General features: G+C 66.2%; 11 protein-coding genes. 8 read left to right on the top strand and 3 right to left on the bottom strand.

Going from position 1 to position 11,810, the window contains the following annotated elements:
• The 3 genes from VNM24_05390 to VNM24_05380 form a co-directional block, all read right to left on the bottom strand.
• On the bottom strand, positions 1-2,123 hold a 2,123-nt coding region (locus VNM24_05390; protein ID HWQ38036.1), incomplete at its 3' end, for a xanthine dehydrogenase family protein molybdopterin-binding subunit.
• A gap of 127 nt (positions 2,124-2,250) precedes the next feature.
• Positions 2,251-3,051 (bottom strand): xanthine dehydrogenase family protein subunit M, encoded by an 801-nt coding sequence (locus VNM24_05385; GenBank protein ID HWQ38035.1) that lies wholly within the window; start codon positions 3,049-3,051, stop codon positions 2,251-2,253.
• A gap of 141 nt (positions 3,052-3,192) precedes the next feature.
• Complete coding sequence (locus tag VNM24_05380) at positions 3,193-3,666, bottom strand: (2Fe-2S)-binding protein (GenBank protein ID HWQ38034.1); 474 nt, start codon at positions 3,664-3,666, stop codon at positions 3,193-3,195.
• A gap of 360 nt (positions 3,667-4,026) precedes the next feature.
• Between VNM24_05380 and VNM24_05375 the strand changes: the two genes are divergently transcribed.
• The 8 genes from VNM24_05375 (at position 4,027) to VNM24_05340 (ending at position 11,761) form a co-directional block, all read left to right on the top strand.
• Positions 4,027-4,947, top strand: a complete 921-nt coding sequence (locus VNM24_05375) for a MoxR family ATPase (GenBank protein ID HWQ38033.1) — start codon at positions 4,027-4,029, stop codon at positions 4,945-4,947.
• 9 nt (positions 4,948-4,956) lie between these two features.
• On the top strand, positions 4,957-5,790 hold the full coding sequence (locus VNM24_05370) for an amidohydrolase family protein (GenBank protein HWQ38032.1): 834 nt from the start codon (positions 4,957-4,959) through the stop codon (positions 5,788-5,790).
• A gap of 2 nt (positions 5,791-5,792) precedes the next feature.
• Positions 5,793-6,992: a VWA domain-containing protein gene (locus tag VNM24_05365; GenBank protein HWQ38031.1), complete on the top strand. Its 1,200-nt coding sequence runs from the start codon at positions 5,793-5,795 to the stop codon at positions 6,990-6,992.
• Positions 6,983-7,537, top strand: a complete 555-nt coding sequence (locus tag VNM24_05360) for a carbon monoxide dehydrogenase subunit G (protein HWQ38030.1) — start codon at positions 6,983-6,985, stop codon at positions 7,535-7,537. Before VNM24_05365 ends, VNM24_05360 begins: the two co-directional genes overlap by 10 nt.
• A 107-nt stretch (positions 7,538-7,644) precedes the next feature.
• Entirely contained in the window at positions 7,645-8,394 is a 750-nt protein-coding gene (locus VNM24_05355; protein ID HWQ38029.1) for an SDR family NAD(P)-dependent oxidoreductase, read from the top strand.
• An 87-nt stretch (positions 8,395-8,481) separates the two neighbouring features.
• Positions 8,482-9,606, top strand: a complete 1,125-nt coding sequence (locus VNM24_05350) for a zinc-dependent alcohol dehydrogenase family protein (protein HWQ38028.1) — start codon at positions 8,482-8,484, stop codon at positions 9,604-9,606.
• Between the two features lie 198 nt (positions 9,607-9,804).
• Positions 9,805-10,866 (top strand): Ldh family oxidoreductase, encoded by a 1,062-nt coding sequence (locus VNM24_05345; protein ID HWQ38027.1) that lies wholly within the window; start codon positions 9,805-9,807, stop codon positions 10,864-10,866.
• Positions 10,867-10,876: 10 nt separating this feature from the next.
• A complete protein-coding gene (locus VNM24_05340; GenBank protein HWQ38026.1) occupies positions 10,877-11,761 on the top strand; it encodes a DMT family transporter in 885 nt (294 codons plus the stop codon).
• Positions 11,762-11,810: the final 49 nt, after the last annotated feature.

Raw genomic sequence — 11,810 nt, 5'->3', positions numbered from 1 at the left:
GTCGTCTCGTCGGTGTAAGTGTCGAAGTTCGGCAGGTCGTCGGCGCGCGGCAGGCAGTAGTCCAGCAGCGAGCCGGTGAGAAGCTGCCCGCTTTCGGGGTCGTAGACGGCCTGTTCCATCAGCGCCTGGCCGACCGCCTGGGCGATCCCGCCGTGTACCTGCCCGGCCACGATCAGCGGGTTGATCACCCGGCCGACATCGTCCACCGTCGTGTAACGCACGATCTCGGTGACTCCAGTCTCCGGATCGACTTCCACCTCGCACACGTGGCAACTGTTCGGCCACGAAGGCCCGCCCACCTTCTGCAGCGTCTTGATCGCGATGCGCTGCTCCGGCTGCCTGGCGGCGAGATCGAACAGCCCGATCGCGAGATCGGTACCCGCCACGCTGAAGCGCCCGTCCTGGTAGACGATGTCCGCGGCGGCCGCCTCGAGGGCTTCGCTCGCAAGCTCCCTGCCCTTGTCGATGGTCTGCCTGGAAGCGGTGAGCATCGCCGAGCCGCCGATGTAGAGCGAGCGGCTGCCCATGCTGCCGATGCCCTGCGCGATGTCGCTGTCGCCCTGCACGATCTCGATCTTCTCGGCATCGATCCCCAGCGTCTCGGAAACGATCTGGACGTAGCTGGTCTCGATCCCCTGTCCCATCGCCTGCATCGCGGTGAACACCCGCACGCGCCCGTCCGCGGTGACGTGCAGGTCGATGGTCTCTTCGTGAACGACACCGGTCCACTCCAGGAACGTGGAGATCGCGCGCCCGCGCAGCCTGCCGCGCGCCTGCGATTCGCGCTTGCGGGCTTCAAACCCTTTCCAGTCGGCGTGCTTGAGGATGCGATCCAGCATGTGCGGGAAGTTGCCGCTGTCGAACTGCTCGCCCATCGGCGTCGTGTAAGGCATCTGGCTCGGCTGGATGAGATTGCGCCGGCGCAGCTCCGCCGGATCCATCTTCATCTCGTACGCGGCCTGGTCCATCAGTCTTTCGATCAGATAAATTGCTTCGGGGCGGCCCGCGCCGCGATACGCGCCCACTACATTTGTGTTGGTGAGCACCGCGGTAGCCTTAAGGTGCAGTGCCGGCACGTGGTAGACGCCGGTGATGACCTTGGGCCCGACCGCGACCACGATCACCGCGCCCGGCCCGCTCGCGTGCGCCCCGATATTGCCCACGATCTCGACCCGAAGTCCCAGGATCCGGCCTTCGGCGTCGAAGGCGATCTCTGCGCGGTCGGTCTGGTCGCGGCCGTGATTGCCGGCGAGGAACTCCTCGCTGCGGCTCGCGCGCCAGCGCACCGGCCGGCCCAGCTTGCGCGCCGCCCAGACGCAGACGATGTCCTCCGGGTAGAGCTGGGTCTTCATTCCGAACCCGCCGCCGACGTCTCCCACCAGCACCCGCACGTTGTCTCTGGGCACCTTGAACACGGCATCGGCCAGCGTGCCCTGCAAGCCAGCCGGGTTCTGGCAGCTCGTGCGCAGGATCATGCGCCCGCTCTTCGCGTCGAACTCTCCGATGCTGCCGCGCGGCTCCATGCTGACCGGCACCAGGCGCTGATTGTGGAATTCGACTTTGGTGACGTGCTTTGCCCTCGCAAAGGCTTCGTCGCACGCCTGCTTGTTGCCGAACTGGGTCTGCGCGGCGATATTGCCGGGGGCGTCGGGCCACAGTTGCGGCGCGCCGGGCTTCATCGCGGCTTCGATGGTCACGACCGCCGGCTTCTCTTCGTATTCGACCTGCACCTTCTCGGCGGCATCCTCGGCCTGGATACGGGTCTGCGCGACCACCGCGGCCACCGCCTCGCCGACGTACATGACTTCGCCGATCGCCAGCGCGTTGTTCGGCGGGCCGGACATCGGCTTGCCGTCGGCGCGCTTCAGTCCCGGGTTGATCGGAATCGGGCCCACGCCGTCGGCGGCGAGATCGGCGCCGACGAAGATGTCCAGCACGCCCGGCATGGCACGGGCTTCGGTCGTATCGATCGAAACGATGCGCGCCCGCGCGTGGGGCGAGCGGACGAAGGCGACGAAGACTTCGCCGGGGGCCGCCATGTCGTCGACGTACTGCCCGGTGCCGAGCAGCAGCCGCTGATCCTCTCTCCGGGTGATTGCCTGACCGATTCCGTACTTGGCCATGGTGTGTATTCCTCAGATCTTCCCGATCAGCAGTAATCGATGATTCCATGATCCGGCGCGCAGCACCGCCCTTCCCGGAGGGCAGAGGACAAGGTTGCCCAAGCTTGAGGCGCCGGAGCGTTCATTCTCAGGCGGCTACGGCTTGCGCGATGGCGCGTTTCGCCATGACGCCGACGAGATGCGCGCGGTACTCCGGGCCGGCATGGATATCCGAGTTCAGCCTGTCCGCCCCCACATTGATGCCAGCCACGGAGTCCACGGCGAACCGCCTGGCGAGCGCTTTCTCCATCTCGGCGACCCGGAAGACGCACGGCCCTGCGCCGGTCACGGCCACCCGCACCGTGCCACCGAAGTCGGCGACGAACACGCCCACGATTGCGTAGCGCGAGGCGGGGTTCTGGAACTTGGCGTATGCGGCGCGCCTCGGGACCGGAAAGGCGATCGAGGCGATGATCTCGTCGGCCTCGAGGGCGGTTTCGTACATTCCGGTGAAGAACTTGTCCGCCTCGATCTTGCGCTTGTTCGTGGTGACCGTCGCGCCGAGGCCAACGACAGCCGCCGGATAGTCCGCTGCCGGGTCGTTGTTGGCGACCGAGCCGCCCAGCGTCCCCATGTTGCGCACCATGCGGTCGCCGATTCCGCTGGCGAGGGTTGCCAGCGCAGGGATCGCCTGGCGGACTTCCTTCGACGAAGCCACTTCGGCATGGCGTGTCATCGCGCCGATCACGACCGTCTTGCCGTCGCTCCTGATCCCGCGCAGTTCGCCTACATCGCGCAGATCGACCACTTCGGAGGGCGCGGCGAGCCGCAGCTTCATCGCCGCGATCAACGTCTGGCCGCCGGCCAGAAGCTTCGCGTCGCCGGATGCGGCCAGCTTTTGCGCCGCGTCGGCGAGGTTCTTCGCCCTGTAGTAATTGAACTGGTACATGGGTTCTTCCTTAGGTTTGTTCCCTCATCCTCCGCCCTTCTCTTGAAGGCAGAAGGGCGCTTTGCCTTCTACTTTTCTGGAGATGGTGGCCCCATGCGCCGGGTGAAAGGCTGCACTGGAAAAGGTTTCGTTCTTCTCTTCTCAGGTCTTCATCGCGGCGGCGCCGGCCTTTACCGCCTTTACGATGTTGTGATACCCGGTACAGCGACACAGATTTCCGTCCAGCTCTTCGCGGATCTTCTTGTCGTCGGGGTCCGGGTGTCGTTTGACGAGATCGATCGCGCTCATGACCATTCCCGGCGTACAGTAGCCGCACTGCAACCCGTGGTGATCGCGGAACGCTGCCTGCATCGGGTGCATCGTCCCGTCGCTTCTGGCGATGCCCTCAATCGTGACGATCTCGCTGCCGTCGGCCTGGACCGCGAGGATGTTGCAGCATTTGACCGCCGCGCCGTTCATGTGGATGGTGCACGCTCCGCACTGCGCAGTATCGCAGCCGATATGCGTGCCGGTGAGCCGCAGATGATCGCGGATGAAATTCACGAGCAGGGTGCGCGGTTCGACCTCGGCGCTGACGGGTTTGCCATTTACAGTCATCGATATCCGCACTGGCATGGGCGTTCTCTTGGGTTGTTAAGCGGCCGGGATTGGCGTGTAGTGCGGCCAAAGCCGAATGCTAGTCAGCATGGGCGGTCCGATCAACTGGAAGTAGAATTGTGTCAGCCGGTACAGCCGCCCCCCGCGACAGGGTCGCGAGGCACGGTGCGAGCCACGTCCAGATGGATGGTCAACACAAAGACACGAAGGCACAAAGTGCACGAAGAAGGCTGGCAAGCGCCGGGCCGGGCACGTACTGATCGATCGAGCAATGGAGATCTGCGCTGCAATGAGCGTCTCGCAGTGCCTTGTTTTTGTGCTGCTTCGCGTCTTCGAGCCTTTGCGGTGAATCCCCGGTACCCCGCCTGATCGCAACGGATGCCAACCGTACGCGCATTGCCAAACTCCATCGATGAAACGCTGGCCATGCTCGCGCAGGGCGAGTATGTGGCCGAGCGGGCGCTGGCGACGGCGGTGTACCTTGCGCTGCGCATGCAGCGCCCGCTGTTCCTCGAGGGCGAAGCGGGCGTGGGCAAGACCGAGATTGCCAAAGTGCTCGCCAGCGGTCTCGGCCGCCGCCTGATCCGCCTGCAGTGCTACGAGGGCCTGGACATCGCCTCGGCGGTCTACGAGTGGAACTACACGCGGCAGATGGTCGAGATCCGCATCGCCGAAGCCGAAGGCACGGTGTCGCGCGAAGCGCTTACTCAGGATCTCTTTTCAGAGCGCTTCCTGATCCGGCGCCCGATCCTGCAGGCGCTCGAAGGCGACCTCGCCGGGCCGCCGGTGCTGTTGATCGACGAGCTGGACCGCACGGACGAACCCTTCGAAGCCTATCTGCTGGAGGTGCTTTCGGACTTCCAGGTCACGATTCCCGAGATCGGAACCATCAAGGCCGCCGAGCCGCCGATTGTCGTCATCACCTCGAACCGCACGCGCGAGATTCACGACGCGGTCAAGCGCCGCTGCCTCTACCACTGGGTCGACTATCCCTCGGCCGCGCGCGAGATGGAGATCGTGCGGCGCAAGGTGCCGGGTGTGAGCGAACGCCTGTCGCGCGAGGTGGTCGCCTTCGTGGAGAAGCTCAGAGCCATGGACCTGTTCAAGCTCCCGGGGGTAGCGGAGACCATCGACTGGGCCAAGGCGCTGGTCGCGCTGGACCGCGTTTCGCTGGAGCCGCAGAGCATCGACGCCACGCTGGGCGCGTTGCTCAAGTACCAGGACGACATCGCCCGCATCCGCGGGAGCGAAGCGGCGCGCATTCTGGCCGAGGTGCAGGCGGCCGCCAACACCGCCTGAGGAGCTTGCGTGCACCCGGGCGGACTGTTGCTGATTGCCGCGGCGGCCGCGCTCGCGCTCCCCGGCGCGGTGCACGCCCGGTCCGGGGATCTGCCCGTGTTCGACGCGCACGTCCATTACAACCTCGACGAAGGCCGCCCGCTGCCGGTGCAGGACGTGCTCGCGCTGTGGAGAAAAGCGGGTATCCGCGGCGTGCTGCTCACCAGCCGCCCGAACGACGGCACCCGCGAGCTGCTGGCGGCGGCCGGTTCGGAGTTCCGCGCGGTGGCGTTCGTCCGGCCTTACGTGGTGCGTGCCGACATCCAGACATGGTTCCACGACCCGGCGATCTACGCGATGATCGAGCGGGAACTGGAGCGCGGCATCTACCGCGGCATCGGCGAATTCCACATCTTCGGGCGAGACGCCGACAGCTACGGCTTCGCGCGGTTCGTGCGCTTGGCCGCGCAGAAGAAGCTGTGGCTGCACGCCCACTGCGACGACTACGTGATCGAGCGCATCTTCGCCCTCGACCCGGGGGCACGCGTGATCTGGGCGCACACCGGCATGTCCACCGACGAAGCCCGCGTGGAGGAATTGTTCGCGCGCTATCCGCAACTCCACGGCGAGCTCTCCTACCGCAGCGGAATCGCCGAGGCGGGCGGACTGTCCGCGGCGTGGCGGCGACTGTTCACGAAATATCCAGACCGCTTCCTGCTCGGCTCCGATACCTGGGTGGCGGGGCGCTGGCCTCAGGTTCCCTCCATCGTCGAGGGTTACCGCGGCTGGCTTGATGAGCTTCCGCAGGACATCGCCCGCAAGATCGCCTGGGACAACGGTGCGCGGCTCTTCTTGGGCGAGTGAGCATGGGCGCCGCCCCGACCGGACACCTCGCGCAGAACGTCGTGCACTTCGCGAGGGTGCTGCGCGAGGCCGGTTTGCCGGTCGGTCCCGACCGGGTGATCGACGCCCTGCGCGCCCTGGAAGTCGCCGGCATTCAGCGCTCGGACGACTTCTACTGGACGCTCGCGGCCGTGTTCCTGGGTCGCCGCGAGCAGTTCGAGCTTTTCGACCAGGCGTTTCACATCTTCTGGCGCAACCCCAGGCTGCTCGAACGCGCGATGAAGCTGCCGTTGCCAGAAGTGCAAGGGCGCAAGTCCGGGGAGGAACTGGCGCCGACCCGTCTGGCCGAAGCCTTGGCGCCCAAACGAAGGCCGGACGCCGGAGAGCACCCACCGCTGCCTTCGAAGATCGAGATCGACGCGAGGTTCACCGTTTCCGACCGCGAGATCCTGCAGAAAGCGGACTTCGAGACCATGACGGCCGCGGAGCTGGCCCAGGCCAAGAAGCTGATCGCGCAGCTCAGGCTCCCGATCCCGGAGACGACCACTCGCCGGCTCACGCCGGACGCCCGCGGCCGGCTGGTCGACCTGCGCGCGAGCCTGCGCGCGAGCCTGCGCGGCAATGCCGACGTGATCCTGCTGCGGCGGCGCTCGCCGACGCGGCGCCATCCGCCGCTCGTCGTGCTATGCGACATCTCGGGCTCGATGGCCAGATACTCGCGCATGTTTCTGCATTTCCTGCACGCGATTACCAGCGACCGCGACCGCGTGCACACCTTCGTGTTCGGCACGCGGCTCACCAATATCACGCGGCACTTGCGCCACCGCGACGTCGATATCGCGCTCAATGCCGTATCCAACGCGGTGGCCGACTGGTCCGGCGGAACGCGCATCGGTGCCGTGCTCAGGGAATTCAACCTGCGCTGGTCGCGCCGCGTGCTGAGCCAGAACGCGGTGGTACTGCTGATCACCGATGGGCTGGACCGCGACGCCGGGCGCGACTTAAGCGAAGCGATGCAGCGGCTGCACAAGTCCTGCCGCCGGTTGATCTGGCTCAATCCCCTGCTGCGCTTCGAGCGCTTCGAGCCGCTGGCCGCGGGCGTGCGCCTCATGCTGCCGCACGTGGACGAGTTTTTGCCGGCCCACAATATCGAGAGCCTGGGCGATCTGGCCGGGGCTTTGCTACCGCGACACAACGTACGGAGACACACGCGATGGACATGACCGGCGAGCAGCTCATCCCGTTGCCGCAGCAGAAGGTATGGGAGGCGCTCAACGACCCGGAAATCCTGAAGACCTGCATTCCCGGCTGCGAATCGATCGAGAAAGTCTCCGATACCGAGTTCAAGGTCGCGATGACGGCGGCGGTCGGTCCGGTGAAAGCACGGTTCACCGGCAGGCTCTCGTTGCGTGACCTCAATCCGCCGCAGTCCTACGCGCTGGCTTTCGAAGGCTCGGGCGGAGCCGCCGGCTTCGGCAAGGGCACGGCCCGGGTAGCCCTCGAGCCCGACGGAGACAACACGCGTCTCATCTACAAGGCGTCGGCCACGGTCGGAGGCAAGCTGGCGCAGGTCGGCTCGCGGCTGATCGAGGCGGTGGCGCGCAAGATGGCCGACGATTTCTTCGCGCGGTTCAATCAGGCGGTCGCCCCGGCCGCCGCCGGCGAGGAAGTCGTCGCGCCTGGTGCTCCGCCCGCGGTCTCCAGATGGCTCTGGATCGTGCTCGGGCTCATCGTGCTCGGCGTGATCCTCTACAAGCTCCTCAGATAGCGGCTGCTGCGTTGGTCGGCTGCGGCCGATCAATTAGAATGCCGCCTTTGCCAAGGCGCCGCGCGGCGCTTTCGTTCGCTACAACGTCCATTCCCGGGGGAGCATCCATGAATCAGCTCGACATGAACGGCCGCAGCGCGATCGTCACGGGCGGCGCTTCCGGCATCGGTCTCGGCATCGCAAAGCGGCTCGCCCAGTCGGGCGCCAACGTGTCGATCTGGGACATGAACGAGAAGACCATGGCGGAGGCGGCGAAGGCGATTTCGGGGGTCAAGGTGCACACGGCCCGAGTGGACGTGACCAAGCTCGCGGAAGTCGAGGCGGCGTTCAAGAACACCATCGCCGCCTTCGGCAGCATCGACGCACTGGTCAATTCCGCGGGCGTGGCGGGGAAGAACGCTCTGCTCTGGGAGTACCCGGTCGAGGAGTGGATCCGGGTTCACGACATCAACTTGAACGGAACCTTCTACACCTGCCGCACGGTCACGCCGCACATGATCGCCAACAACTACGGGCGCATCGTGAACATCGCCTCCATCGCCGGCAAGGAAGGCAATCCCAACGCTTCGGCCTATTCCTCGTCCAAGGCCGCCGTGATCGGCCTCACCAAATCGCTCGGCAAGGAGCTCGCGAAGTACAGGATCACGGTCAACTGCGTCACGCCGGCTGCCGTGAAGACCCCGATCTTCGAGCAGGTGTCGCAGCAGCACATCGACTACATGCTGCAGAAGATCCCGATGGGGCGCTTCGGCCTGGTCGAGGAAATCGCCGCGATGGTGGCGTGGATGTGCACCGAGGACTGCTCGTTCACCACCGGCGCGGTGTTCGATCTTTCCGGCGGCCGCGCCACGTACTAGCAACCACCGGAGTTCCACCAGAACAGCAGTTCACACAGAAATCCTTCGTTTTTTCGTGGTTCTCTTTGATGTGTTGAGGGTCGAGCGATGAAAATCAGGGCAGCAGTGATCAGGCAGATGGGGCTGCCGCAGCCGTACGCGCGGAGCAAGCCGCTGGCGATCGAGGAAGTGGAACTCGCCGGGCCGGGCGAGCGCGAAGTGCTGGTGCAGATAAAGGCCGCGGGCCTGTGCCACTCCGACCTGTCCACCATCAACGGCGACCGCCCGCGGCAGATGCCGATGGTGCTCGGTCATGAAGCGGCGGGCGTGGTCGTGGAGTGCGGGCCCGGCGTGAGCGACCTGAAGGCCGGGGATCACGTAGTGATGGTATTCGCTCCGAGCTGCGGCGAGTGCATCGCCTGCAAGGAAGGCCATCCGGGACGCTGCGAGCCGGGACAGAAGGCCAACGGCGCGGGCACGCTGCTGGGCGGCGCGATCCGCCTGTCGCAGAAGGGACAGACCGTCTATCACCACGTCGGCGTGTCCGCCTTCGCCGAGTACTGCGTCGTGCACCGCGGCTCGCTGGTAAAGATCGACGACAGGCTGCCGTTCGACGAAGCGGCGCTGTTCGGCTGCGCGGTGTTGACCGGCGTGGGCGCCGCACTCAACACCGCCCGGGTGTTTCCCGGTGCGCGCGTCGCCGTCGTCGGGCTGGGCGGCGTCGGACTCAATGCCCTGTTCGGCGCCCAGATGTCCGGCGCCGCGCAGATCGTTGCGATCGACGTGCACGACGACAAGCTGCAGCTCGCGAAGAAGCTCGGCGCGACCGATGCCGTGAACGCGAAGGATCCCGACGCGATCCAGAAGGTCAAGGAACTGACCGGCGGCGGCGTGGACTTCGGCTTCGAGATGGCCGGCTCGGTGCAGGCCATGGAGCTGGCCTACCGTGTCACGCGGCGCGGCGGCACGACGGTGACCGCCGGCCTGCCGCATCCCGATGCGCGCTGGCCGCTGCAGCACGTCAACCTCACCGCCGAGGAGCGCACCATCAAGGGCAGCTATGTGGGCTCCTGCGTGCCGCCGCGCGACATGCCACGCTACATCGAGCTCTACCGCAAGGGCAAGCTGCCGGTGAACACGCTGATGAGCGACCACATCGCGCTGGAGAGAATCAACGAAGGCTTCGACAAGCTCGCCTCCGGCCACACCGTCCGCCAGATCGTCATGATTTAAGAAGACAAGCTCTCACCGCGGAAGACGCGGGGAGGCGCAGGAGAAAGGAAGGAAAAGCGAGGCAAGCGTGACAAGTACGAGTGGCAGTCGATGGTCTTCGGCCATGTGCTTTACGCGAACGTCTCGACGGCCACGACGTTGGTTTCCGGATTCAGTCTTTCCCGTTCTTGTTCTCCTCCGCGGTGAGAGCTTTCACTTATGTCCGCACAAGCGCGATACAAAACCGAAGCGCTGATCGAGTTCGCCACCGCCCTGCTGGACAGAGCCGGGCTCGAGCACGAGAAATCCCGCACCGTCGCCGAGATCCTGGTGGAAGGCGATCTGCTGGGCCACACCACCCACGGCCTGCAACTGCTGCCTCCGTATCTGGCGGACATCGAGAAAGGCGAGATGGCGAAGTCCGGCGAGCCGCGCGTCATCGCGGACCGGCCGGCGGCGGTGGCCTGGGACGGCAACCGTCTGCCGGGGCCGTGGCTCACGGTGAGAGCAATCGAGCTGGCCTGCGCGCGCGCCACCGTGCAGGGAACGTGCACGGTCGCGATTCGCCGCGCCCATCACATCGCCTGCCTGGCGGCGTATCTGAAACGCGCGACCGACCGCGGCATGATGGTGCTGCTGATGTCTTCCGCGCCGGAGAACCAGTCTGTCGCGCCGCACGGGGGACGCGCCGGCGTGATGACGCCGAACCCGATCGCGGCTGGCTGGCCGACCGACAGCGAGCCGGTGCTGATCGACGTGTCGATGTCGATCACCACCAACGGCATGGTCGCACGGCTCAACAGGGAGGGCGCACGCCTGCCCGGACGGTGGCTGATCAGCGGCGAAGGACTGGCCACCGACGACCCGAGCGTGGTACTCAAGCAGCCGAAGGGGGCGCTGCTGCCGATCGGCGGCATCGAATACGGGCACAAGGGCTACGCGCTCGGCCTGCTGGTGGAGGCGATGACCATGGGACTGGCGGGGCATGGACGCGCCGATCCCGTGGAAGGCTGGACCGCGGAGATCTTCGTCGAGGTCTTCGACCCGCGTCTGTTCGCAGGAAGTCCGGAGTTCCTGCGGCAAACGAGCTGGATCGCGAACGCCTGCCGCAACACTCCGCCGCGCCCCGGCGTGGACCGCGTGAGGTTGCCGGGCGAATCCGGCCTGGCCAGACGCAAGCAGCAACTGACCGAAGGCGTCGAGCTCTATCCCTCGGTGATTCCGGCGCTGACTCCCTGGGCGACGAGATTCGGCGTCGCCCTGCCTGCCGCCATTTCGTGAGCGCCCTGTCATGACCACGGCGCGCGAGCATCGCGTCGCGCTCCTGATGATGATCGGCGCCACCCTGTGCTGGGCGAGCGCCGGCGTCCTGGTGCGCAACATGCGCATCACCGACGGCTGGGAGATCACTTTCTGGCGCTCGCTGTTCATGACCGTCTTCCTGGGTGGTTGGCTCGCGCTCCAGCACCGGGGCGCGATTGCGGCGAAGGTGTGCGCGGTCGGCTTTCCGGGGCTGGTGTCGGCGGCGTTGCTCACGACGATGTACGTCGGATTCATCCTGGCGCTGTCGCGCACGACCGTCGCGAACACGCTGGTGGTGATCAGCAGCGCGCCGTTCTTCACCGCGCTCTTCGCTTTTCTGGCGCTGCGCGAGCGCGTGCCGGCCCGCACCTGGATCGCGATGAGCGTGGCGGCGAGCGGCATCGTGCTCATGTTCCTGGAATCGCTGTCCGGCGAAGGGTGGAAGGGCATGCTGCTCGCCCTGGCGGTCCCGCTCGCCTTCGGCGTGAACATCGTCCTCCTGCGCAAGATGCGCGCTTCGGTGGACATGATCCCGGGTATCCTTCTCTCGGGCGTGCTGTCCATGATCGTGACGCTGCCCCTCGCTCTGCCCTTCCAGGTCGAAGGCCGTGACCTCGGGCTGCTGGCCATCATGGGCGCGGTGCAGCTCGGGCTGGGTTGCGTGCTGATGGTGATCGCCTCGCGACATCTCACCGCGGCGGAGATCGGCCTGACGTCGATCCTGGAAACGGTGTTCGGCACGCTGTCGGTGTGGGTGCTGGTCGGCGAGCGTCCCAGCGCAGCTGCGCTGACCGGCGGTGCCATGGTGATCGGAGCGCTCGCCGCCAATCAGCTCGCTGCGCTTCGCGCCCGCCCTGCGCCCGTGCGAGATTGAGCCGCACGAAACCGCAAAGAGCGAGACGAACCACCAAGACACCAGCCGC

It is taken from the genome of Burkholderiales bacterium (assembly GCA_035560005.1).
Lineage (GTDB): Bacteria > Pseudomonadota > Gammaproteobacteria > Burkholderiales > Eutrophovitaceae > DASRFY01.
Note: the sequence above shows the minus strand (reverse complement) of the source record. Positions and strands in the feature narration are given on the sequence as shown.

Excerpts from the sequence above, each read along its gene's own strand:
- VNM24_05385 (HWQ38035.1), bottom strand. The coding sequence starts at position 3,051 with ATGTACCAGTTCAATTACTACAGGGCGAAGAACCTCGCCGACGCGGCG.
- VNM24_05380 (HWQ38034.1), bottom strand. The coding sequence starts at position 3,666 with ATGCCAGTGCGGATATCGATGACTGTAAATGGCAAACCCGTCAGCGCC.
- VNM24_05375 (HWQ38033.1), top strand. The coding sequence starts at position 4,027 with ATGCCAACCGTACGCGCATTGCCAAACTCCATCGATGAAACGCTGGCC.
- VNM24_05365 (HWQ38031.1), top strand. The coding sequence starts at position 5,793 with ATGGGCGCCGCCCCGACCGGACACCTCGCGCAGAACGTCGTGCACTTC.
- VNM24_05360 (HWQ38030.1), top strand. The coding sequence starts at position 6,983 with ATGGACATGACCGGCGAGCAGCTCATCCCGTTGCCGCAGCAGAAGGTA.
- VNM24_05355 (HWQ38029.1), top strand. The coding sequence starts at position 7,645 with ATGAATCAGCTCGACATGAACGGCCGCAGCGCGATCGTCACGGGCGGC.
- VNM24_05350 (HWQ38028.1), top strand. The coding sequence starts at position 8,482 with ATGAAAATCAGGGCAGCAGTGATCAGGCAGATGGGGCTGCCGCAGCCG.
- VNM24_05345 (HWQ38027.1), top strand. The coding sequence starts at position 9,805 with ATGTCCGCACAAGCGCGATACAAAACCGAAGCGCTGATCGAGTTCGCC.
- VNM24_05340 (HWQ38026.1), top strand. The coding sequence starts at position 10,877 with ATGACCACGGCGCGCGAGCATCGCGTCGCGCTCCTGATGATGATCGGC.